This window comes from Spirosoma endbachense (assembly GCF_010233585.1).
In the GTDB taxonomy this organism is placed as follows: Bacteria; Bacteroidota; Bacteroidia; order Cytophagales; family Spirosomataceae; genus Spirosoma; species Spirosoma endbachense.
In genome coordinates this window covers 227,585-250,971 of record NZ_CP045997.1, presented here as the reverse complement: position 1 = coordinate 250,971, position 23,387 = coordinate 227,585, and the positions used below count along the sequence as shown (strand labels likewise).

Genomic DNA, 23,387 nt, shown 5'->3' with positions numbered 1-23,387 from the left:
ATAACGATGCGGAACCAGTCCGGCAGTAGCGATAAGCCCAGTTCCGACTATGATTACGAGCTGGAAACGATTACCATTCCGACGCTGACCGATAGCGTGTTGGCCAGCCACAGTTCCAGCCTGCTTTCAGCAACGACTGAGTTGGCCGATATTCAGCCGCAGGTCATTGCGCTGAATTATGCTTCGTTTACCAGCGCATCACGAATTACGTATTTCCCGACCGTTGTTGTCAGTCAATCGGAGGAATCGTTGCGGGTATCCTGCAATTGCCCTGCTCCCAAAGATGCCCTATGTGTTCATCAGGTACACGTTTTATCTAGCATTATCAGGCGCCGGGAGTTTCGTATTTTTTTTGATCAGGCACTTCGATATGAGGCCATCAGACAGGTAGCCAAAGAGTATGGTCTGGAACAGGAACGCCGGTTAGATGAGTTTTTTCAGGTGGTTTATGAACACAAAACCATCAGTATCCGGCCAGCCCTTAAAGCACTGATTCTCACTAACCAGACTGGCAAGGAATCCATTGAAGCCCTGTTACTGCCTAAACCCGGACGACAGCTACCGGCAGTTGACGAGCCAGCTTCAACGCTCAAAAAATTGGTCGTTTTTACGAAGCACCGCTACTACGATAATTTTTGTCTGGAACTATACGAAGGCGCAACGGCCCGAGACGGAAAGCCAAAGAACCCCTTAACGCCCATTCAACCGCTGGACCTGATTGCAAAGACAGACAACCTGAGTGAGCTAAAATTCTATTCGGCAATCGCCAAATTCCAGAACCATCATCGTACCAAACAGGAAGAAACTGACCTGGCTGGCTTACAGCTCATTGCCGCGAACCCGGCACGGCTTTCCTTCTATTATCACTCAGGCAGTGTTTCCGAGAATATCACCTCCTATTCGCTGGTTCCAATTAAGGTTGACATTCGACCAGTTAATCTCACTTTATCGGTTCAGCAAAGCGGTAGCTTTTATGAAATCCACGGATCGCTGAGTCTCGATGGAGTTTCGTATGAATTACACAAACTGACCATTAAGTACGACTATTTTGTCCTGCTTCACGATACACTGTATTTGATCAATAATTCTGACTATCTGCGGATTATTCAGTTTTTTGGCTCCAGGGATAACAGAATCATTATTCACCAGTCGAAGTATGACGAATTTCAGCAAACAATCCTGTCGAAACTCGAAAACCGGATTCAGCTAAATTATGCCTACCTGAAACCGGCAACTGCCGGGCAATTAGCGGAGAATGGTTTCGATCAGGAGCGGGAACGTATTATTTACCTGAGCGATTCTGAACATTATGTACTGATTTCGCCGGTGATGAAATACGGAAACGTTGAAGTACCCGTGTTGTCTAAACGACAGATCTACTCCGTCGACAGGAAAGGCAAACCTTTTACGGTGGCCAGAGACGATGAGGCTGAGATTCATTTCACAATGGCCATACTTAGTCAGCATCCGGATTTTCAGGATCAACTCGACCAGCCTCAATTCTATCTGCATAAAAAGTATTTTCTGGACGAGGAGTGGTTTCTGGCTGCTTTCGATGCCTGGCACACCCAGAACATTCGCATTCTGGGTTTCAATACGCTTAAGAATAACAAGCTTAATCAGCACAAAGCGAAAGTCTCCGTAATTGTCAGCAGTGGCCTCGATTGGTTCGAAACAGCACTGGGCATATCGTATGGTAAACAACGGGTTAGCTTAAAACACCTGCAACGGGCAATCAAAAACAGAAGCCGGTTTGTTACGCTCGATGATGGTACGCAGGGCGTCTTACCGGCTGAATGGCTCGATCGGTTTTCGGCTTATTTTCAGGCGGGCGACGTGGTTGACGAGCGCATCCGAACGCCCAAAGTCAACTTTTCGACGGTTCGCGACCTGTACGCCGATGATGAATTAACCAGTGAGGTGAAGGTACAGTTGACCCTGTTTACGACAAAACTCACTGACTTCCAATCCATTCAGCCCGTTTCCGTACCGAAAGAGCTACACGCATTGCTTCGGGATTATCAGAAAGAGGGGTTGAACTGGCTAAACTTTCTGGATGATCTGGGTTTCGGCGGTTGTCTGGCCGACGATATGGGGCTTGGGAAAACGCTCCAGATCATTGCGTTTATTCTGTTACAGCGCACGAAACATGGCCCAAATACCAACCTGATCGTTGTGCCAACGTCGCTGTTGTTCAACTGGCAGGCCGAAGTGGCGAAGTTTGCTCCCAGTCTGACTATTCATACGTTTTACGGCGCTAAACGTAAGCTCAAGAAAACGGAATTCACGCAGTTCGACATCCTTCTGACCTCCTACGGAACGCTCTTATCCGACATCCGTTTTTTAAAGGATTACCCCTTTAATTACATCTTTCTGGATGAATCGCAGGCTATAAAAAATCCGGAATCGCAACGTTATCAGGCGGTTCGGCTGTTGACCTCGCGCAATAAAATCGTCCTGACCGGGACACCGATCGAAAACAATACGTTCGATCTGTATGGCCAGCTTTCGTTCGCCTGTCCGGGCCTGTTAGGCAGTTATAATCACTTTAAGGGTCACTATTCAACACCGATCGACAAATTCGATGACTGGCAGCGTGCCCGCGAACTCCAGAAGAAAATCAGCCCGTTTATCCTGCGCCGGACCAAAGCGCAGGTGGCCACCGAGTTACCAGACAAGACGGAGATGATTATCCATTGCGACATGGGGCCTGAACAGCGAAAAGTCTATGACGCCTACGAACAGGAGTTTCGCAATTTCCTGCTGACAACCAAAGAAGGCGACATTCCGAGGGTACGTTTACATGTGTTGCAGGGGCTCACGAAACTACGACAGATTTGCAACTCACCCGTTTTGATCAACGACGAAGAATTCTACGGTGACTCTTCGGCGAAGATCGATATGCTGATCGACCAGATCGAGAATAAATCTTCACAGCATAAAATTCTGGTTTTCTCACAGTTCGTGTCCATGCTCGACCTGATCCGGAACGAACTGGAATCCCGACAGATTGACTTCGAATACCTCACCGGACAGACCAGCAACCGGGCCGCCAGCGTAAATCGGTTTCAGTCAGACGACGACGTTCGTGTTTTTTTGATCAGCCTGAAAGCAGGTGGTACGGGTCTAAACCTAACGAAGGCCGACTACGTGTACATCGTAGATCCCTGGTGGAACCCCGCCGTTGAAAATCAGGCTATCGATCGGAGTTACCGAATTGGTCAGAAGAAAAATGTAGTGGCTGTACGTTTGATATGCCCCAATACAATCGAGGAGAAGATTCTGGAACTCCAGGAGTCCAAAAAAGAGCTAGCCAACAGCCTGATCAAAACAGACGCATCGTTCGTTAAATCACTCACCAGGAGCGATCTACTGCGTTTACTAAACTAGTAACAGATCGCTGATTTGTACGATGATTAAGATGAGGTATGTTTCCTTTTGATTAAGAACCTATACGGTTTTTGACACCGCATCGGCGGCCCGGCGCATCGGCGGCCCGGCGCATCGGTTTAAATTAGCCGAGCACTAGTCTTAGCCCATTTTCTCGCTGATGTACAGAATCGATCTAATAGCAACGTCTTCCATAAAGCGGCTTCTGCCTTGATTAGCGCAATACGACATTGGGGTCGTCTTCGTAGGCTGACCCAATAAGGCAAAGGTGATTAAGGGTTTCGGCAAAGAGTTCGTAGAGCTGCTTTAACCGCTCAATGTCTTTGATTACGCCCACAACCTTAAACGACAACTGATCGACTCCCTCTGGAAATGTTGTTGACAACCAGCCATCATCGTCTTTTACTTCAAGACTAATCCCGGCCTGTGCATCGATTAATTGCCGGATGCGGGTATTTTTAAACAGGAGTTGTAGTTTGTCCTCGTCATTCCCCTGAATAATGAACTGATCATCAAAATCAGGGAAGCCTACTTCAACATCCTGCATGCCTAATTTTTTTCCTAATTCGCTAAAAAAACCCTTTCGGTATATAGTAAAGCGGAAACCGTCCCTGTTTACATAAGGGGCTCTCATTCGGGTAAACGTAATGCTGGTTTTACCATTCGATACGGTATAGGTGTCGAGTGTAATAGTCCATTCCTTTACGGTAGCCTGTACTTTACTTCCTTTCCAGAAACCGCCATCTATAAAATCGGCGTTTATTTCATCGGCCAGTTGCCCCCAGGCTTCATCTTTATAAGGACCAAATAGTTTTCTCAGCAGGCTCATCAGTGTGTATTTTTCATGACGGTTTAGGCCATGCTATAGCTTGATCAACGAATTCCGGAAAGGTAATCGAATTTCCGACACACCTGACGCTTTACTAGCTACTACTGCCCAAACTTTCGGTTTAAAACGACTCACAATTGATATTGACTTTCGCCATAGTCCTGATTTACATGTAGTACTGAAACCGTCTAGTCCAGCTAATCGGCTCACTGATCAATCAACTCCTCGGCTGTTTGCTTTTGGTAATTCCTGGAAAGTGTCTTATAGGCACTGGATTTCATGGCAATAACCGTCACAAGGAGGCCGATAAGGCCGGTAACGGTGAATAGTAGGGCGAGTCCCCGATCTTTGCCAGTGCCGAACCAGTTGCCGATCAGGTCTACCCCGGCCCCGGTTGTCATAAACGGAATGAAAATGTATTCAGCGATGGGGCCAATCATAAAAGCGGTCAGCGGTGAGGCAGCCTGTTCGATGCTTTGAGCAAAGCCAAATACGCGTCCCTGCCGTTCGGGTGGAATCAGTTTCTGCATGATGGTTTGTTCAGCCGCTTCAACCACCGGAATCAGGCATAGATACAGGAATAATCCAACCGTTAGCAACACGATGGACTCATGAATCGTGAAGAAAACGCATAATACCCACATGGTTATGTTTGAGAGGAAAAGCGTTCGGAGGGGTCGTTTCCCAAGCCCTTTTTTGGCAACGACCAAGCCGCCAATAATAAAGCCCAAACTCAGAAAACCCCACAAAACACCCCACGTCTGAACCGACACGAGCGACAGGCCATAGGCGTCCATCAGTGACATGAAGACGCCACCCAGGAAATTATTGAAGGTGTTGAAGAAAATCAGCGCAAAAAGCCCCGGCATCGCGTTCAGTGCCTGAATGGTGCCCCGAATATCGATTCGTTTGGTATGGTCTTCGGTATGTACGACCCCCTTTTCGGGAATGGATACCGTCCACAAATGAACCAGAACAAGCAGGGTCAGGCCGAGCGCAGCAACCAGCATCCAGAATATACCCAGAAAGCCAATAATCAGTCCACTAAAGATCGAAGCGACAAGAAACGATACGCCGTTTGTTGTCCCAACGAGGCCGTTTGCCTTATCCCTGCCGTCTTCCGGAATCAGAAAGGTAACAAGGGTCGAGAGGGCAATTGATCGTATGTTTCCGGCAATTGCACCAAGGAGCGACAGGATGATAAATGCCCATAGAATTGGACTCGACGGGTCTGTAAATACCTGGCGGGGTGTTGCTATATAAATGAAAAAGGACAGCACATATAAACCTAATGAACCAACACTAGACACAATCATTGCCGTTTTCTTCTTGTACCGATCTACTAAAGACCCGAGAAAAAAACCGGTTATGGCGATTGTACCCGTATACACACCCGCCATAATCGACGTAGCCACCACCGATTTCGTTTCCAGATAGACCCAGAACGTAACCGCAAACCAGACAAGATTATTCGTAAGAGAAGCTGCCAGTGAGTTGGCCAGAATGACATAAAACGTTTTCATCGTTTCTGATTTTGTCGCATCACATCCTGCTTTTTACAAATGCGACCGACTATATAAAGAAAGACCGAATGGGCAACTGGAATGAGCTATGGCTATATAACATCCTGAGTAGTTCAGAAGTATACCTGGCTCATGCATAGCAAAGTACATTCACCATTTGCAACAAATGGTGGGCAGTAAGGTTTTTCAGAAAAACAAGGTAATGAATTGGCGTAAATACACGATAAGACAGCTCTGGTGAGTGAATAGTACTCACCAGAGCTGTCTTATCCCTTACCGTAAGTAGCGCTGTTTCGTGTTTTTATACGGCCGTGGCCTCAGCCGCAGGTTGCTCCTGATTAATAGCCGCCAGGTCCATATACATAATCTCCCAATGATGACCGTCCAGATCCTGGAAGCTACGGCCATACATAAATCCCTGATCCATAGGCTCATTTGGTGTAGTAGCACCTGCCTCAATGGCTTTATCTACCAGTTCGTCAACGGCTTCCCGGCTATCGGCAGAGAGGCAGATAAGGGCTTCCGTTACTTTGGTGGCATCGGCAATCTCAGTTTTTATAAACGTTTTGAAGAACGGCTCTACCAGCAGCATTGCATAGATATCTTCACTGATAATCATGCTGGTGGCATTCTCGTCCGTAAACTGTGGGTTAAAGGAATACCCAAGCTTAGCGAAAAAATCAATCGATTTGTTGAGGTCTTTAACGGGCAGGTTTACAAAAATTTTGGTTGCCATGAGTAGTTGTGTTTTGATGTTTACATAACAAAGATACGCCCCATGGGTAGCATTAGTGGGGGGTAAATGCGACAAGATGCAGGGCGATTGCGGCAACTTTTCAACCTCGTCAAAAGCCTTTTCCAATGGCGTCGAACCAGGGCTTCAACATCCTGTTTTGTCACAAAAAACCTTATTTTGCATTCTTTACAAACCGCAGATTAAATCGATAATCAGGGCTGTTGGTCGTGTAAAACAGAATTGAATGGGCTTTGCCGGAAGCATTTTCCTGAATACTGAAGGTATTTCCATCTGCTACCCAGAATTCACTGATGTCTCCATCCAGAGGAGCACTGTTCTGGAAGCTGTAACCGGCCGGATGCGCGTTGAAACCCGAAATATTCGTGCCGCTAATGGTTCGCCAGTTAGTGGTTGACGTCAGCTTTTTTATAGCCTCCTGTCGGGTTGCCCGATGATCGGCAAACACGACGCCCTGACTTTCGGCCAGTGTCACATAATCCTGCATCGTTGGGAGCCGCCATCCACTGGGAATTGGCACGGCCCTGGCTTCATCGAAGGTGTAATACCGTCCATATTCGGGTTTTTCACTTCCGGATTTATACAGCAATCCACCCGGCCCATCGTAATTGGTTATCGTCCAGACCTGACTGCCAATTGTCGTAGTCGGATATTCTTTTCCACTAATCAGGACGGTGGTTACCTGGGGATTGGGTTGGCTTTCCTGATCCTTTTTACAGGAAGAAAAAGCCAGGGTAAATAGGGATAATAAAAAAAAAGGTAGTTTAACTGAATGCTTTTTTTTAGCTGTACGTGCCATTTTTAGAGCGAATAGGTGAGAAATGATCTGGCTGCCTATCCTCATTCTGCTCAGTTTAGTCAGTTTGACGCACAGACATTGCCGTACAAAGCAAATCAGTATAAATACCCGTTAAAAGCATCTGGATACAAGCTGTCGAAACAGTTGGATGAACTGTCTAAAATGGCGTCTGAAAAGAAACCCTACTTACACCGCTCCCCGTCCAGTCGAAAAAAACGCACAGTAACAGGCATCACAGCCGTTGAATCGACAAACCCTTTCAGGGCAAAAATCCCGACGTATTTTGGTGTAATGCCAAATTCGTAGGTGGTTACTTCTTTAAACGAGAAATTGTCGACGGGGCTGGCCGAGTACAGGAACCGGAATTTCTGACCCTGTTTCTCTATCCGGAAGGCGAAGTTTTTCAGGTTATTCACGGCAAGACGACGATCGCTGGTGTTACCTAACGTAAACAGGGGCTGGTGAGCAATCTCTTCCAGATTCGTGTATCCTTTTCCATACGAAGCGATTGCCTGAATCAGGATTTCGCCGGGTTTGATGTACCCACCAAAGAAGTCGTTGTAGGACAGTGAGATACGGATACTTTTCCCGGCGAACGAGGTATCTTCCAGCAACACTAAACCCGCCTGCTGCCAGTTGGCGCTGGGGACAAAATCCTTAAAATGGACTTCAGTGCGAAAACAGTCATTATGAATGGGCTGCAACAACAGGTTCTGAATCTGCGGAGCCTCGCCCGTCTTATGCCAGTTATCGCCTTTGAGCGTGAAGAGGGTTAAATGACCCGGTTTCTCTGCTCTCCGATTCCAGAAGGCCTTATTTCGGGCATGAACAATCCAGCCATTCCGGTTAAGTGACATCTCGTCAGTTTTACGAAAATCGTCGATTATCCGCTCAGGTTCAGGCTCCTGAACAAACCAAAACAAGCCTATTACGCCCAAAATGAGGGGTATAATCAGCCAGCCTGGCAAACGGTGCCTGTTCGGTTTGGGGTCGATCTGTTCGGCTCGATTGGGCTGGAAAAGTTGTTCGCGATAACGGAACCAGTACGGAAAGTGCTCTTCGTTCTTTTTCCGCTCCGCTTCTGTCGTAACCGGAGCGCGAAAGACAAAGCGTGCCAGCGTATCGAGGGTGGCCACCGATGGATTTTCCTGCTTATCCGGCGAAGGATTTACCAGAAAAGCCGCGTAGTTTTTGATACTTCTCCATCCGACAACCAGTCCTGTGCGTTCTTCGATCTCGTTACTGAGGTGCCTGCTCTCTGATTCGGATAACTGATTTTGTAGTGGTTGACCAAAACACATTTCTACTACGGCCCTAAAAAGAGCGGCAAACGCCCGCCGGTCAAATTCATCCATATAACAACTGGCATCTATCAATTCCTAACCCAACAAGATTCATAACACAGCATTCTGTCCTGGGGTTTAACGATGCGGCATATTGCCCAACGGAAACGAGATTTCCGCAATGTTTCCGGTCAGATTCCGGCCTTTTCGGGCCACAAAGCGAAGTTTTGTCAAAAACATTTTGCTTCGGCAGCCCGATCGTATGAAAAAAGCCTTATTGATTCTTGCACTCTTTTCTGCCCTGACTGGCGTGGCCCAGCAACTCCAGTTTCATTATGATTTCAGGCATTCGATCGACCCTGATCTGAACAAACGGAATTTCGCGTCGCTCACGTTCGAATACTTCAAGGCAAACGATTCGACCGGATCATTCCTCTTAAAAACACAAACCGACTTTAGTGGCGAAAATAATAATATCGGTCAGCTATTTTTGCAAGTCTCCAAAAATCTACGCTTTTGGCGGCCTAAGGTCTATTTGTCGTTAACTTACAGTGGCGGTTTAGGCGTGGCACCACCCTCCTATGGGTATTACCTGACCAATTCGTTCGGCTTCGGTATTGCGTACCCATTTCAGTGGAAAGGTGCCTGGTTTAGCGCCAGTGTCGTGTATCGCTACAATGCATTTCCGCAGCCAAGTCATGACCCACAGGTTACGTTTTATTTCGGAAAAGGATTTTTTCAGTACAAACTCATGGTGGCGGGGAGTCTGGTCGGATGGAGCGAGAACCGTAACCAGGGCACTGATTTTACGGCCAGTCAATCTGGCAAAAAGATCGCTTTTTTCGGTGATCCTCAGATCTGGCTTAAAGTATCGAAAACGCTTTCCGTTGGATCAAGAATCAATTTATTCTATCATACACTTACTCCCGAAAACCAGGTGCAGGTTTACCCGACGCTGGCACTGAAAAACCAGTTCTAACAGGCGCTCTGCGATGAATCGCTACCGTAACTGGCCAGGAACGGCTAGGCGTAAAACACTTTCACAACCACGCTCCCTACCAGCAACACGAAAAATAGAAACAACAAACCGGCAATGTATACGGTGCCGATGCCGGGGCTCTGTTCGCTATGCGCACTCAATGCTTTATCCAGGGCAAAATGGGCACCGACAATTGCCGCAATCCAGATTCGAAGCAGTAGCCAGTCGCGATTAATTCCGGGAACAAACCATAGCGAAAAGGTCAGGATTCCGGCTAGCGAAATCCACAAATGAAGATTCTCAATTATATCCTCGACGGATTTTGACGGAGGCACATTGGCCTGCGCCAGTAGCAAAGCCGCACACACAACAAGAACCCAGAATAATTCCGGACCGATGAGCAATTGAACAAATCGGGGCATCGGCTTATCCTTTGAAGGCTTTAAATACCGAACTGATCAGGGTTGGATAACCAATTAGCGAAAAAACGACGCCAAACAGGCCAAATACGCCGGGCAAAAGCCAGCCGTCTACCCCTTCAAGGGTTATGTCCTCTTGCGGATTGTCGGGCATATACCAAAGTGTTACGGTATCGCCCACGTTAAAGCTGGCAGGTGTCGTGTACGTCTGTGAATAATACGTGATCGGCTTTCCTGCCGATGTTACAAACTGAACGACCGGAGCCTGTGCCGTTGTTGTCCGGCCTTTTTTATCACGACTGTATCGCGTGTCAATCACAAGGCCCTTTGTTTCAATACCGGTTTGAACGATCCGCTGCGTCGACTGCCAGCTTAGGTAGGCCGCAATCGCAAAAACAGTTCCTATCAGGGCAAATAGCCCGAAGAATAACAGGCTGCCATCGATTTTCAATTTCATTTAACAGTATTCTAAACGCAGTGTAGTAATAGTGGCGCTTTCAATCCGTAGTCTATTGATTAGCAGACCACTACAGACAGACAAAAGCGATCCAAACCTACTGTTTTTTCGAGAATCAAAGCATAGTGTTTTGTGTATACGGTAAGCCGAACGTTTTAAAGACACCTGGCTATAATGTCTATAGCTCTTTCCTGCTCAGCCAGATTCAGGGATGCAAAGCCTAACCGGGCTGAGTTATAGTTTATCGTTCCGGTATTATACCGCTGGCCGTCGCTCATAATCAGGCCTTTCTGAAAGGCTTTGGCAGATACATTCCGTAAATCGCTGTCGTTGAATCGTGTCCAGACTGACATGCCGCCGTCTGGAATCCGGAACGTAACCCGTTGGCCCAGGTTTTCCGTCAATAGTGAGCAGAAGTGATCCCGGCGCTCGCGGTAAAGATTGACCACTTTACGAATGTGCCGCCCAATGGTTCCATTACGATACAACTCTGCAATGGCAACTTCCATCATACTGTCGCCCTGCCGGTCAATACCCATTCTAAGGTTAGCAACAGCCTTTATAAAGTTTTCGGGCGCTACGATAAACCCAATCCGTATGGCCGGAACAAGGGTTTTACTCAATGTTCCAATGTAGATTACGCTGCCGTGGTGGTCGAGGCTAGCCATTGGCAGTATTGGATTACTTGTGTAATGAAAATCGTAGTCATAGTCGTCTTCAATGATGGCGAATTTGTAGGTTGCCGCCAGTTCTAGCAGCCGAATGCGCCGTTCGGGCGTAAGGGTCACCGTTGTTGGATGGTGGTGATGCGGAATCACGTATAACAGTCGAATCTTTTTCGTCAGACAAAGCCGCTCAACGGCATCAATAGCAAGACCACCTTCATCTACAGGCACGCGATTAATGCTGGCCCCAGTCTGCTGAAATGTAAGCGTTGCGGCAAAATAGCTGGGCTCGCCCACAATCACCTGATCACCCGGTTTAAGCAGCAGGCTGGCAGCCATATAGATACCCATTTGCGCCCCTCGGGTTATCATCACGTTGGCTGCCGAAATCGGCAATCCACGGGTTTCACGCAAAAAACTGGACAGCGTATCACGTAAGTAATCTGTTCCTTCTGCCCGGCCATACATGTTGTATTTTTTAAAAGCAGGCTGCTTACCCATGCTTCGTAACTCCCTCAGGAATAACTCATTAGGAATTAAACGCATATCCGGAAACCCATCATTAATAATTAACTTTTTAGTATCCGGAAACCCCAAGGCCGGAAATTGGACAAATCGTTTTTCATCAATGGAAAAGATCGTCTTTTCGGGATAGGCAACTGAGGTTTCCGTCTGCTTAAGCTTTTTGGGCTTTATTTCGGGCAAGTCCTGTACGACAAATGTGCCCTTCCTCGGAATCATTTCCAGCCAGCCCTGCGCCAGCAACTCCTCATAAGCGGCTACTGTTGTTTTGCGATGAACACCCAGGGCGGTCGCCAGTTCGCGGGAGCCTGGCAACTTCGATCCGCTTCGCAAACGCCCTCTGCGAATGGCCTGAATAATAGCATTGGCAATCTGCAAATAGATAGCCGTATCGACTGCTTTATCGACGGTAACAAGGTCGTTCAGGAACATCATCTGGCCTACTTAATTTCTTAAATCTGGACTACTTAAGTAGTCCACCAAAGGTAGATATTTGTAGAAATAAAATACAACGATAAACAGCAGGAACAGTATTTGAACGGGCTGTTTCTGCGCAATAATTCTCTGTACCATGAAAGCAAGAATGCATATTAAGTCGGTTGAACCACGGGTTTATAAAGCTATGCTGGAAGCCGAAAAACAGATGGCAACGTTTAATATCGATCCAAAACTTAATGAACTGATTAAACTAAGAGTCTCACAGTTAAATGGTTGTGGTTATTGCCTCAACATGCACGCCAGAGATGCCCGGAAACTGGGCGAAACCGAACAGCGGCTTTATACGCTGAGTGCGTGGTGGGAAACGCCGTTCTTTACCGAAACAGAACAGGCCGTTCTACGGCTGGCCGAAGAACTGACACAACTCACCAATCGGGGCGTTTCTGACGAAGTTTATACGAAGGCGCTCGATCTATTAGGCGAGCAAACACTGGCGCAGGTAATTTTTGCGATCATCACGATCAATAGCTGGAACCGCATTGCTATTTCAACTCATCTGGTGGCCGATCAGGACTGATCAATCGGGCAATCATACGTAGCCTGGCTGGGAAATCAGCCAGGCTTTCAACTAAACTCTACTATGAAATCAATTCTTCTCTTTACCATTGCCCTGTGCCTTTACGCACCCGGTAACCTGCTTGCCCAACAACACGCGCATACAACCAGCACCGGAAATTCGGAGGTAAGTTTTGCTATTATCCGTCAACAGATTCTGGCGGATAAAGGGCTTGAAAATCGGGAAGTTAAGCTATTGATTGTCGATTTTCCACCCAACAGTACCTCGACAGCCCATCGGCATCCCTGCCCAACTTTCGGCTATGTGCTCGAAGGAGAAATCGAGTCGGTTTTTGAGGGGAAAACGTATTTGTACAAAAAAGGAGATTCATTTTATGAAGAAACGAATGGTTTGCACAGTTCAGCGCGCAATAACCATCCAACCGCTCCTGCCAAACTACTGGTATTCTTCCTTGCCGAAAAAGGCAAACCGACCTCCGTGCCCGAAAAAAAGTAAGGCTACAAACGGTCATTCGATTCATCCAATCATTGCAGAATGAGCTAGCCAGACTCTTTCCGTTGGCAATGGTTGCACCACATTTTTCACCATGATCACACAATCACCAGCCAGAAAATGGGCGTATTTTCTGGCTCTCTCTATCATTTGGGGTAGTAGCTACATCCTGCTTAAGAAAGGACTGGAAAGTTTTAGCTATATAGCCGCGGCAACGATTCGTTTAGGGTCGGCGGGGTTGGTTTTTCTGCCGTTAGGCTTAGCTTTTTTCCGAAAGATTCCTTCCGGCAAATGGCCTCTGGTTGTATTATCCGGTTTGCTCAGTTCGCTGATTCCCTCCTATCTGTTTAGTCTATCGCAGGAGCATTTACAGAGTTCAACGGCGGGGATTCTGCTGGCCATAACGCCTTCCTTTACCTTTCTAAGCTCACTTTTTTTCGTCAGAAAAACGTACTCATCCCTTCAGATTCTGGGTCTATTTCTGGGTCTATTCTGCTCGGTTACCCTAAGTTTATTGTCCTCTACTGGCCTGAATCTATCGATCAATGGGTACGTGTTTCTGATAGTCATTGCCACCTTATGTTACGGGATCAATATCAATCTTGTCAAACAGTATTTAGCCGATGTGCCACCCCTGCATTTAAGCACAGTGAGCGTAACCCTCAATGGCCTGCTCGCTTTCCTGTTTGTTTATCTTCCCAATCAGACATTGTTTCAGTTTACGCCAGACACAATAAGTTCCTATCTGGCTTTGGTAACGCTGGGTGTTGTTGGAACGGCTCTGGCTCAGGTGCTTCACGTAAAATTGATCTATAGTTCGTCGCCACTATTTGCCAGCGCAATTACGTATCTGATACCAGTCGTAGCGATTTTCTGGGGAATCCTGGACAATGAATCCTTTACAGTTAACCATTTTATTGCCTGTCTGGGCATATTGGCATCCGTTTATCTGATTCGTCAGGAGGCTAATCAGATTGCCTAGCTTCACTTTCTTATATTCTCAGGGTTTTCACTTCGAGCCGTGCCACGGTTTGTTTTCGCAAAATTAGTAACCGTGGCACGGCTCGAAGTGAAAACCCTGAGAATATAAACCACGGACAAGGCTGACATACTGGCACTTGGTGATTGAGCTCGGTTGCATTCGACAACACAATTCTACTTGATCGCTATTCTATCCCGAAAATGCGTTTATTTTGCCCGGATAGAACAGGCCCTGTAATGCCTGTTGGTTCGTTATGATGAGTCGCTTGCTTTTTTTTCTGTGTCTATCGGTCGCTCTGTCTGCGTTTATGTTGCGCGCCGATGAATCAGCGGTTATTCGGGTAAACTTATTAGGTTACCGACCATCCAGCCCTAAAACAGCCGTGTGGGGAAGCCTGACGGAGAAGAAAACGGCCCGTTTTCAGATCGTCAATGCCGAGACCGATCAGGTTGTCTGGCAACGTGAAGTTGGACAGGCATTCGGCGCATACGGACCATTCCAGCAGACGTACCGACTCAACTTTTCGGCATTCCGGCAACAAGGTCGCTTTTACCTTCGCACCGATGAAGGCACACGGTCGCCTACATTCCGCATTGATGAGAACGTATACGATGGTGCGGCTGATTTCTGCCTGCGGTACATGCGTCAGCAACGCAGTGGCTACAACCCCTTTCTAAAAGACTCCTGCCACACCCACGATGGCTATACGATGTATGGCCCCATGCCCGATAGTACCCATATCGATGCGTCCGGAGGCTGGCACGATGCGTCCGACTATCTGCAATATGTGACAACCTCCGCCAATGCTACTTATCATCTGCTGGCCGCCCTCCGCGACTTTCCGGATGCCTTTACCGATCAACACCAGACAAACGGCCTGACGGGAGCGAACGGGCAACCCGATGTGCTCGACGAAGCGCGCTGGGGCCTCGACTGGCTGATGAAAATGCACCCAAGCGACGATTGGCTGTTCAATCAGTTGGGCGACGACCGTGATCATGCAGGGTTACGCATTCCGAAGGAAGACAATTTTTACGGCAAGGGCTTTGAACGCCCCGTTTACTTCGCAACGGGTGAACCACAGGGTCTGTTTAAATATAAAAATCGGGCAACAGGTGTCGCGTCGACGGCCGGGAAAGTTAGCAGTGCACTGGCTCTGGGCTACCAGCTCATGCGGAAACTCCCAGCGGATTATGTTGATCGGGTCTATATTGACCGGCTTCGGCAGCGGGCGCAATCGGCCTATAAACTCGGGGAACAAAAACCCGGAAACGCACAAACAGCGCCTGGACGGGCACCCTATTTCTACGAAGAAGATAATTACGTGGATGATATGGAACTGGCCGCCGTTGAACAATTAAATCTGTCGGGGACTACCAGCAAACAGGCTGGGCAATGGCGTAGCACCGCGCTGAAGTTTGCCCGTCAGGAGCCAATTACGCCCTGGATCGAGAATGATACGGCTCGCCATTATCAGTGGTATCCGTTCGTCAATATCGGTCATGCTGAGCTGGCCAAACGGTTCCCCGCCAGTCAGCGAAAAACGGTTACTGACTTCTATAAACGAGGCATCGAAACCGTTTGGCAACGGGCAAAACAAAATGCGTTTTATCGGGGAGTGCCTTTCATTTGGTGCAGCAATAATCTTACGACCTCGTTCGCAACCCAATGCCTCTGGTATCGGCAACTTACCAGCGATCAGCAATATGCCGCACTTGAACAAGCCAATTTTGACTGGCTGTTTGGCTGCAATCCGTGGGGAACGAGTTTTGTGTATGGCCTGCCCGCCAACGCAGATACACCTGCCGATCCGCACTCGGCATTTACTCATTTGAAACAATACCCCATTGATGGTGGGCTCGTTGACGGACCCGTACGAGGTAGTATCTACAAAAACCTGATCGGGATTACGCTCCATGCGCCCGACGAGTATGCTGCCTTTCAAAGTGATGTTGCCGTCTATCACGACGATTTTGGTGACTACAGTACCAATGAGCCCACAATGGACGGTACAGCATCACTCGTTTACCTGTTGGCCGCTAAACAGTCCGAAAAACGACCGAAACCAGCCGCACTGACTCAATCGTTAGCTGCAGGAAATCAGCAGGCGAATGTGGACGCAAAGTCCACTTACTTCAAGGGCGCCAAAATTCGGGGCGATACGAGCGTCCGGCAACTCGCCCTGGTCTTTACAGGCGACGAATTTGCCGATGGTGGAACTACGATTGCTCGTGTTCTGCGAAAACACAACGTACGAGCGTCGTTCTTTCTGACCGGACGTTTCCTGCGTAATCGGGCCAACGCTTCATTGGTACAGCAGCTTCGTCGTGATGGTCATTACATCGGTCCCCACTCTGATCAGCACCTTCTCTACTGCGACTGGACCAAGCGTGACAGTTTACTCGTCACCCATGAGGAGTTCAGTAAAGACCTTAAAGCGAATTACGCAGCTCTGGGCCGGTTTGGCATCCAACGAAGTAAAGCAAAACTATTTTTACCTCCCTACGAATGGTATAATGACAGCATTTCGATCTGGACGCAAAGCGCAGGTTTACAACTTATTAACTATACCCCAGGCACCCTAAGCCACGCCGATTACACCACACCAGAGGCCAGTAATTACCGCGACAGCCAGACAATTCTTCAATCCATTCGTGATCACCAGCAACGGTCAGCCACGGGTTTGAATGGATTTATTTTACTGATGCACATCGGTACAGATCCCGCCCGCACCGATAAACTATACGACTATCTGGATGACTTGTTGACAGAGCTACAAACCAGCGCTTACCAACTGGTAAAGGTCAATCGGTTATAAGTGAACGTTGGCGTGATCACCTTCGTGAATCGATACAAAGTGGAATTGTCTTTGCTGATTCTATATGTGACTAATACTATGAATGGAAGTTCTCTGAGGCCATCAGAACCTCCTTCGGTCGGTTAAGAATTTTAGCTGTCCGCCCAAACAAATAGCCAGTACTAGAGCAGCCCAAGCCCATCAAAACTAAATAGGGTTACATAGGTTGTTTTCTAGTTTAAAAAAGTCTTTTTTTGTCGACTTACCTACAAGCAAGTACGTGTATCGAGCGAAAAACCAAAGCAGAATTACTTCGGCCCACTCGGTATTCATCCACAATAATCGTTCATCAACGAACATGATCTATGAGTACCAGCCTGACCTATCAAGCACAAGAGGCTGTAAGGTATTGCCAATTCTGCTACTGATTTACACAGCATTGATTGCTGTTTTGAGCGCTAACGCCCAGCCTTTTATGTGTCGGCAATTTTCGGCCAATGATGGGTTACCCTCGTCTTATTGTTTTGCTTCACTTCAGGATCGCGATGGCTATTTGTGGGTGGGTACTTATGGCGGTGTTGGCCGATTCGATGGAGCAACTTTCAAAAATTTCACCCTTAACAACGGATTAGTTAACAATCAGGCACTTAGCTTATTTCAGGATAAAGACCAAAATATCTGGATTGGCACCTTCAACGGCATTAGTATCTGGAAACAGGGCCGCTTCCAAAATATTACCTCAGCAGGCAACGTACCTATTGAACGTGTTTTCGGAATTACGCAGGATCGGGACGGACGTATTTGGGCTACCAGTGCTCAAGGCCTGCTTTGCTTCGATAATCCCGGCGCAACACCGAAGCTCTTTCAACTCGATGTACAGAATCAACCTGTCAGTCATCTTTGGGGTGTTTGCCAGATGCCTTCCGGACAGTTGCTGGTCAGTAATACCTACCATCTTTTTTTATTCGATAAAAATCGATTTACCGAAATAAAATACCCCGATGGTAAACCCATTGAAGCACGCTGTCTGGTACACATCGGCAATCGGATGCTGATCGGCACCTACGAACAGGGGATACTCGAATACAAATCGGGAACGGCTACACCCCTGTATTCGGCGATACTCCCCAGTAAACTGCGCGTATTTGATATACTGACCGATAAGCGTCAGCGATTATGGCTGGCAACCAACCAGGGTGCTATTTGCATTGACAATGGCAAAGTCACCCTGCTAAACGCGCAAAACAGTCTACCCAGCGATAAATGTCTGGGCATAAGTAAGGATTCTGAAGGAAATATATGGCTCACGACGCCGGAGGGGTTAATTCAGTGCAGAGAGCGGTTTATTGATGTTTTCACCAAAGCCAACGGGTTGCTGAATGACGAAGTCTATTCGCTTGGCAAAGACAAAAATGGCGTTATTTATTTTGGCGGCTGCAATGGAGCTTTTACGGCTTACCAGCGTGGTCGGCTTTTTCAGCCATTCCCAACCTTTACCGGAACAAAACCCAGCGGCCTGCCTATTCATTTTACCCGGTTCGACCATAAAGGAAATTTATGGCTTTCCTGTGATGCTGATGGTGTTTTTAAATTCAGTAGTAGTCAGATAAACAAAATAACGTCGACCGGAAAATTCTGTTCGGCCTTCCTGGAAGATACACTTCACGATGTCATCTGGATGGGCAACCGGGAAAAACTATTTAGATACCAACAGGGCCAATGGACTACGATTAATTCTCCCCCGGCTATGGCCGTCGATGATATCCTGGCGCTGTATCAGGACAAGCAAAATCGATTGTGGATTGGCACGTACGGGCTACGCATTTTTGACGGTAAACACTGGACAGATCTGTCTAAAAAAACAAATACTGAACAGGTATTTATTCAGTCCATAAAAACCGACTCCGAAGGCGCTATCTGGGTGGGTACGATTGGCAAAGGCATCCGCAAAATCAGGCTAGACAAGCAGGGAGCCATCGTTTCGGTTGAGACAATTACCACGCGCCAGGGGCTACAGAATGACAGTGTACTCGATCTGGAATTTGATAATGAAGGGCAATTATGGGTAGGATCATTTGGCGGTATTATGCGTATTGACCTGAAACGGCCTAAAGAAAAAGGACAGTACAGATCCCGAATTTTTAACCGGAATAGTGGTATTCTTGACAATACATGGCAGATCGTATCCTTCCTGAAAGACAATGATGGCAACCTATGGGCAGGTACCTCAAAAGGAGCCATGCGTTTCGTCCTATCAGCGATTCCAAAGACCTCTACGAACCCACCCGTTCATATTGTTTCGGCTCAGTTAGCGCAAAACACGCATGAACCGTCGACCGGTGCCAGCACTGTTGTTGCGAATGAGGAATTGCCGTATTTCCAGAATTCGCTCAATTTTCAATTTACTGGTATCAGCTTAAGCGACCCCTCCGGAATCCGCTATACCTATAAGCTCGCTGGCCTGCCCGGAGCTACCTGGTCGGCATTGTCGAGCCAAAACAGTATTACGGCCAATAACCTATCCCCAAATTCCTATGTTCTGCATGTAAAGGCCATCAATGCCGATGGGGTAGAGAGTCGTCAGGAGGCAACATTTGCGTTTACCATTACTCCCCCTTTCTGGCAAACCTGGTGGTTCCGTACCCTGCTTGCCTTGTTGATAGCCAGTGCTATATGGGCGATCGTTCAGATTAGAATTCGCTTCCTGAACGAAAAACATAAATCAGCGCTCCAGATTAGCGAGTGGAAGCTAAAAGCGCTCCAAAGTCAGATGAATCCGCACTTTATTTTCAACTCGCTCAATTCCATACAAAATTTCATTATTACCAATAAAGCGATTGAAGGCGTAAAATACCTCTCTAAATTTTCTAAACTAGTCAGGAAGATTTTAGAGAATTCGAATTACCAGCAAATGAAATTAGAGCAGGTGATCGAAACCCTGAAAATGTATGTAGAACTGGAAGCCATGCGGTTCAATAATGAGTTTAGTTATCAATTTATTATCGACGACGCGGATAGTCTCTATGATACGTTACTACCGCCCATGCTGTTTCAGCCTTTTGTGGAAAATGCGATATGGCACGGATTAATGCCCAAAACTGGCGACAAACTGCTGCGTATACAGGTTGAAAAACAAGCCGATACACTACTCTGCATTATCGAAGACAACGGCGTTGGTCGAGCCAATAGCAGCAAAAAAGAAGGACACACCTCCCGTGGTGAATCGATCACCAAGGACACCTTCGATGCCTTTAATCAGCAGATGGGGAAAGAAGCAACGCTGACAATCATTGATAAAGCAGAGCCATTGACCGGTACCAGGGTAGAAATCCGAATTCCACTGTAAACAACCTCTAAACAGTCAGGTGTAGGTATGGATCGCATCAAAATGCGTTAGCGGTTCGGCATGACCTCCTTCCGAACGACAAACCAGTTCATACCAACTTGTAAAAGTCAATCCGTTATAAGTCAACGCTGTCGATCCATTCGTATGCTTTTTGTGGGTCAGTGAAAAAGTGTTCGTTTTCTCTGCCAAAGCGTTGTTCGTAGGCATCAATCTTCAAAGCATCCTGATGCGTGTGCGCAGCCGCCACGCAGGTAATTCCTCTGGTATTGGTGTAGCGCATTTTGGCAGCCTCCACGAACAAATCGACGTAGCCGACTTTCCAGCCGTATCGAGCCAATGTTTCCGGGATAATCCCCCTAAATTGTTTGTGGGTGGCGAAATCTGTTGCCGTGAAACCATGGAGGTTAATAAAAATCTTGAAACTACCATGATCACCAATTTGGGCCAGAGTATCCTGAAGCGATTTCTCCCAGAGAACTACGTCAGCTTCTTTAATGTCTCCACTGAGTTGAGTGATAATCAGTTTTTTACCCGGATACCATTCGCTCTTTGCTACTTTAGTCATATTATTACCATGTTAAGTTGATAGGAAACGATCTTACTAATAGCCCACCTGACCTATTTTGACCTTACTATCTCTGGATCGAAAATTTATTCATTAGTTCATTCGACGTTGTTCATCTTCGGAAACCGTCCGACGATTACCTGCTCCTTTGATCTCCCGATTGCCAAAATTGTACGTAAATGTCAGTCGGGCAACGCGGGTTTCGCTATAGGTCGCAAAGTTGAAATCCATATTCTGGAATTGAACCGTTCCCCGAAACCGTTGCGTCTGAAACAAATCGCTCCAGTTAAAACGTAACGTCGCTTTCTTTTGCCAGAGTGTTTTCTGAACCCCAACGCTTAGTTGCCCGAATGCCTGCATTTTATTCTGACTGTATACATAGGGTGAATTGTAAGATGCTGACAGTTCGGCGGTGATACCATTCGCAAAAACGAACGAATGATTGCTCGTCAGATTCGTAGCTAACCAGCTATAATCCAACGGAGTACCACCGATCTCGGCCTGATAGGCAGTATGAAATACGCTCGCCGAATTTCGGGATGACCACCAGGGCGTAATTCGGATGGGCGCGCTCACATTAATTCCCATGTTCGTTTGCTCGGCCAGGTTTGTAAAGGTGATCCGGGTCTCGCCCGTCGCATCGTTCTGTTCATTAATATCGACAATCACATCTCGGGTTCGGTTGTAGCCAAAACTAATTGTCGTTTCTTCTTTATAACTGTAGGCAACCTGGAAGGCGTCAGTGAATTGCGGTTTCAGGTACGGGTTCCCCTGCTGATAGGCGTACGGGCTAAAAATCCGGATGAACGGATTCAGATATTGGTAATCCGGGCGATCGATTCGACGGCTAAACGAGTACAGAAACTGATGTTTATCGCCAACCGTGCGTGTAAGCGACACATTGGGGAACAGATTCAGATAGGTACGGTCGACGGTATTCCGGGCTGTAACTGAATAAGCCTCTGTCTGCGTTCGTTCTGCACGAAGGCCGACCTGCAAGGTCCAGTCGGCCCAGGTACGACGACCCGTAAGATAGGCTGCATGGATGATCTCCCGGTATTCGAACTGATTGGTTCGGCCGTTGTCTACCTGCCAGGGAACATTTTGCCCATTTTCAGCAAGTTTAGTTTCAACCAGCAAATCGTTATTCAGCGTCACATAACTGCTTTTCCAACCAGCCTCAAAAGTGGTTTGTTTATCGATGGGGTGACTATAATCGATTTTTGCGGCTCGAATCAGCGCCTTTGATTTTGTAGTCAGGCGCTGAAAATCCCGAGGCCCTGTTTCTAATCCCTGGTCATCTAGAAATCGGGTTTCGAACTGCTCAGTCGGCCGAAACGACGCATCGGAATAATCGACATCCACCATAAGCTCCCGCCCTTTACTGCCTCGGCCTGTCGTGTCGAATCGATGCCGGAAATTCAGGTTTGCTGCCAACCGATCAATGCTCCGTCTGTTGTCATTCTGTGTTCGCTCGGAGGTTGTCAGAACACCGGATTTGAAAATGTCGCTATCCGTTCCTCCCTGCGATTTGTTACTGACGCTGGTGCCATTCAGCAAAACACCGATCGTATTGTGTTTATCCAGCGCATAATCAGCGCCGAGCCGTAAAGTATGGGTCGTGTTCTGAATGGGTCGATAGCCGTCCTGCCGAATCAGCCTAGGTTGCCCGGCCGATGTAAACCGCCGGTCAATGGTGGCTACTGACCAGTAATCGCGCTGATCGAAGGCATAGTTACCGAACAGACTCCAGTTGTCTTTTCGGGCATTAAGCGTAAGGGCCGTATTGTATTTCGGGAAACGCCCCTGCCCCATCCCGGTGGTCAGATTACCGTTAAGCGGCTGGCTTGATTTATTACGTTTCAGGCGAATGTTGATAATGCCAGCGGTTCCGGCAGCATCGTAGCGAGCCGGTGGATTCGTGATCAGTTCAATGGTCTCGACGGTATTACTGGGCGTGTTGCGTAACAGATCCAGGACCTGATTGCCAGACAGGTACGTCGGCTTTCCGTCGATCATGACCAGCACATTTTCACGTCCTCTCAGGCTAATGCGTTCCGATTGTAGATCGACAACAACGCCGGGTGCTTTTTCAAGCACTTCGAGTGCAGTTCCACCACTTGCCACAATACTATTCTCAACGTTCAGAACCGTTTTGTCTATCTGCTGGTCAATGAATGGCTTTTGTGCTTTTACGGTCACATTGGTCAATTGTCGGGTTTCTTCCTGCATGGTCAACGGCAACAGTTGGATTTTCCATTGCTCATCACCGACTGTGAATACTTCGGAATAGACTTTCTGATAGCCCACCTGTGAACCAGACATCCGGTAGGTTCCGGGAGGAATTAACCCAATGTCGTAATGCCCACGCGCATTACTGACAGCCGCTTTCACCAGAGTCGAGTCGGTGGCTTTGAGCAGTAGTAGGCTCATCATGCCTAACGGTCTTCCACTCGTATCCTGCACCGAACCCGTAACGATTCCAGATTTTGACTGTTGAGCCAGTAGATCACCTGGAACTAAAAAAATAACGAGAACAAGGAGAAATATCTTCATTTTATACCAGTTAA

Annotated in this window: 17 protein-coding genes; 7 read left to right on the top strand and 10 right to left on the bottom strand. The window is 47.5% G+C overall.

The annotated features are described in order from the left end of the window. The first annotated feature begins 6 nt into the window (after nt 1-6). On the top strand, nt 7-3,390 hold the full coding sequence (locus GJR95_RS00885) for a DEAD/DEAH box helicase (protein WP_162384093.1): 3,384 nt from the start codon (nt 7-9) through the stop codon (nt 3,388-3,390). Nucleotides 3,391-3,604: 214 nt separating this feature from the next. On the opposite strand, the gene GJR95_RS00880 is transcribed toward GJR95_RS00885, so the two are convergent. The 5 genes from GJR95_RS00880 to GJR95_RS00860 form a co-directional block, all read right to left on the bottom strand. Then, nucleotides 3,605-4,219, bottom strand: a complete 615-nt coding sequence (locus tag GJR95_RS00880; RefSeq protein WP_162384092.1) for a DUF3137 domain-containing protein — start codon at nt 4,217-4,219, stop codon at nt 3,605-3,607. Nucleotides 4,220-4,425: 206 nt separating this feature from the next. After that, entirely contained in the window at nt 4,426-5,742 is a 1,317-nt protein-coding gene (locus tag GJR95_RS00875; RefSeq protein WP_162384091.1) for an MFS transporter, read from the bottom strand. 301 nt (nt 5,743-6,043) lie between these two features. Then, entirely contained in the window at nt 6,044-6,478 is a 435-nt protein-coding gene (locus GJR95_RS00870; protein WP_162384090.1) for a VOC family protein, read from the bottom strand. A 172-nt stretch (nt 6,479-6,650) separates the two neighbouring features. Next, nucleotides 6,651-7,295, bottom strand: a complete 645-nt coding sequence (locus GJR95_RS00865) for an FISUMP domain-containing protein (RefSeq protein ID WP_162384089.1) — start codon at nt 7,293-7,295, stop codon at nt 6,651-6,653. Between the two features lie 182 nt (nt 7,296-7,477). Continuing rightward, the gene (locus GJR95_RS00860) at nt 7,478-8,650 is read right to left on the bottom strand and encodes a hypothetical protein (RefSeq protein ID WP_162384088.1); all 1,173 of its coding nucleotides are present in this window, start codon (nt 8,648-8,650) and stop codon (nt 7,478-7,480) included. A 190-nt stretch (nt 8,651-8,840) separates the two neighbouring features. Between GJR95_RS00860 and GJR95_RS00855 the strand changes: the two genes are divergently transcribed. Beyond that, complete coding sequence (locus GJR95_RS00855) at nt 8,841-9,557, top strand: DUF5020 family protein (protein WP_162384087.1); 717 nt, start codon at nt 8,841-8,843, stop codon at nt 9,555-9,557. Between the two features lie 44 nt (nt 9,558-9,601). Here GJR95_RS00855 and GJR95_RS00850 read toward each other — a convergent pair whose 3' ends face one another. The 3 genes from GJR95_RS00850 to pdxR form a co-directional block, all read right to left on the bottom strand. Beyond that, the gene (locus GJR95_RS00850) at nt 9,602-9,979 is read right to left on the bottom strand and encodes a hypothetical protein (RefSeq protein WP_162384086.1); all 378 of its coding nucleotides are present in this window, start codon (nt 9,977-9,979) and stop codon (nt 9,602-9,604) included. Between the two features lie 4 nt (nt 9,980-9,983). Further along, entirely contained in the window at nt 9,984-10,433 is a 450-nt protein-coding gene (locus tag GJR95_RS00845; protein WP_162384085.1) for a DUF3592 domain-containing protein, read from the bottom strand. 155 nt (nt 10,434-10,588) lie between these two features. Next, entirely contained in the window at nt 10,589-12,055 is a 1,467-nt protein-coding gene (gene pdxR, locus GJR95_RS00840; RefSeq protein ID WP_162384084.1) for a MocR-like pyridoxine biosynthesis transcription factor PdxR, read from the bottom strand. Between the two features lie 136 nt (nt 12,056-12,191). Between pdxR and GJR95_RS00835 the strand changes: the two genes are divergently transcribed. The 5 genes from GJR95_RS00835 (at nt 12,192) to GJR95_RS00815 (ending at nt 20,252) form a co-directional block, all read left to right on the top strand. Beyond that, nucleotides 12,192-12,635 (top strand): carboxymuconolactone decarboxylase family protein, encoded by a 444-nt coding sequence (locus GJR95_RS00835; protein ID WP_162384083.1) that lies wholly within the window; start codon nt 12,192-12,194, stop codon nt 12,633-12,635. A gap of 63 nt (nt 12,636-12,698) precedes the next feature. After that, nucleotides 12,699-13,130 (top strand): cupin domain-containing protein, encoded by a 432-nt coding sequence (locus GJR95_RS00830; protein ID WP_162384082.1) that lies wholly within the window; start codon nt 12,699-12,701, stop codon nt 13,128-13,130. 91 nt (nt 13,131-13,221) lie between these two features. After that, complete coding sequence (locus GJR95_RS00825) at nt 13,222-14,109, top strand: DMT family transporter (protein WP_162384081.1); 888 nt, start codon at nt 13,222-13,224, stop codon at nt 14,107-14,109. Between the two features lie 253 nt (nt 14,110-14,362). Next, nucleotides 14,363-16,927 carry a glycoside hydrolase family 9 protein gene (locus tag GJR95_RS00820; RefSeq protein ID WP_162384080.1) on the top strand — a complete coding sequence of 855 codons (2,565 nt, stop codon included), beginning with the start codon at nt 14,363-14,365 and terminating at the stop codon, nt 16,925-16,927. Nucleotides 16,928-17,264: 337 nt separating this feature from the next. Then, on the top strand, nt 17,265-20,252 hold the full coding sequence (locus GJR95_RS00815) for a sensor histidine kinase (protein ID WP_162384079.1): 2,988 nt from the start codon (nt 17,265-17,267) through the stop codon (nt 20,250-20,252). A gap of 115 nt (nt 20,253-20,367) precedes the next feature. Here the strand turns inward: GJR95_RS00815 and GJR95_RS00810 are convergent, their stop codons facing one another. Further along, nucleotides 20,368-20,817, bottom strand: a complete 450-nt coding sequence (locus tag GJR95_RS00810; RefSeq protein ID WP_162384078.1) for a hypothetical protein — start codon at nt 20,815-20,817, stop codon at nt 20,368-20,370. 93 nt (nt 20,818-20,910) lie between these two features. Continuing rightward, nucleotides 20,911-23,373: an outer membrane beta-barrel protein gene (locus GJR95_RS00805; RefSeq protein WP_162384077.1), complete on the bottom strand. Its 2,463-nt coding sequence runs from the start codon at nt 23,371-23,373 to the stop codon at nt 20,911-20,913. Nucleotides 23,374-23,387 lie beyond the last annotated feature (14 nt).

What these genes read in the sequence shown, in the direction of transcription:
- GJR95_RS00885 (WP_162384093.1), top strand. Translation starts at nt 7, where the DNA reads ATGCGGAACCAGTCCGGCAGTAGCGATAAGCCCAGTTCCGACTATGAT.
- GJR95_RS00880 (WP_162384092.1), bottom strand. Translation starts at nt 4,219, where the DNA reads ATGAGCCTGCTGAGAAAACTATTTGGTCCTTATAAAGATGAAGCCTGG.
- GJR95_RS00875 (WP_162384091.1), bottom strand. Translation starts at nt 5,742, where the DNA reads ATGAAAACGTTTTATGTCATTCTGGCCAACTCACTGGCAGCTTCTCTT.
- GJR95_RS00870 (WP_162384090.1), bottom strand. Translation starts at nt 6,478, where the DNA reads ATGGCAACCAAAATTTTTGTAAACCTGCCCGTTAAAGACCTCAACAAA.
- GJR95_RS00865 (WP_162384089.1), bottom strand. Translation starts at nt 7,295, where the DNA reads ATGGCACGTACAGCTAAAAAAAAGCATTCAGTTAAACTACCTTTTTTT.
- GJR95_RS00860 (WP_162384088.1), bottom strand. Translation starts at nt 8,650, where the DNA reads ATGGATGAATTTGACCGGCGGGCGTTTGCCGCTCTTTTTAGGGCCGTA.
- GJR95_RS00855 (WP_162384087.1), top strand. Translation starts at nt 8,841, where the DNA reads ATGAAAAAAGCCTTATTGATTCTTGCACTCTTTTCTGCCCTGACTGGC.
- GJR95_RS00850 (WP_162384086.1), bottom strand. Translation starts at nt 9,979, where the DNA reads ATGCCCCGATTTGTTCAATTGCTCATCGGTCCGGAATTATTCTGGGTT.
- GJR95_RS00845 (WP_162384085.1), bottom strand. Translation starts at nt 10,433, where the DNA reads ATGAAATTGAAAATCGATGGCAGCCTGTTATTCTTCGGGCTATTTGCC.
- pdxR (WP_162384084.1), bottom strand. Translation starts at nt 12,055, where the DNA reads ATGATGTTCCTGAACGACCTTGTTACCGTCGATAAAGCAGTCGATACG.
- GJR95_RS00835 (WP_162384083.1), top strand. Translation starts at nt 12,192, where the DNA reads ATGAAAGCAAGAATGCATATTAAGTCGGTTGAACCACGGGTTTATAAA.
- GJR95_RS00830 (WP_162384082.1), top strand. Translation starts at nt 12,699, where the DNA reads ATGAAATCAATTCTTCTCTTTACCATTGCCCTGTGCCTTTACGCACCC.
- GJR95_RS00825 (WP_162384081.1), top strand. Translation starts at nt 13,222, where the DNA reads ATGATCACACAATCACCAGCCAGAAAATGGGCGTATTTTCTGGCTCTC.
- GJR95_RS00820 (WP_162384080.1), top strand. Translation starts at nt 14,363, where the DNA reads ATGATGAGTCGCTTGCTTTTTTTTCTGTGTCTATCGGTCGCTCTGTCT.
- GJR95_RS00815 (WP_162384079.1), top strand. Translation starts at nt 17,265, where the DNA reads ATGATCTATGAGTACCAGCCTGACCTATCAAGCACAAGAGGCTGTAAG.
- GJR95_RS00810 (WP_162384078.1), bottom strand. Translation starts at nt 20,817, where the DNA reads ATGACTAAAGTAGCAAAGAGCGAATGGTATCCGGGTAAAAAACTGATT.
- GJR95_RS00805 (WP_162384077.1), bottom strand. Translation starts at nt 23,373, where the DNA reads ATGAAGATATTTCTCCTTGTTCTCGTTATTTTTTTAGTTCCAGGTGAT.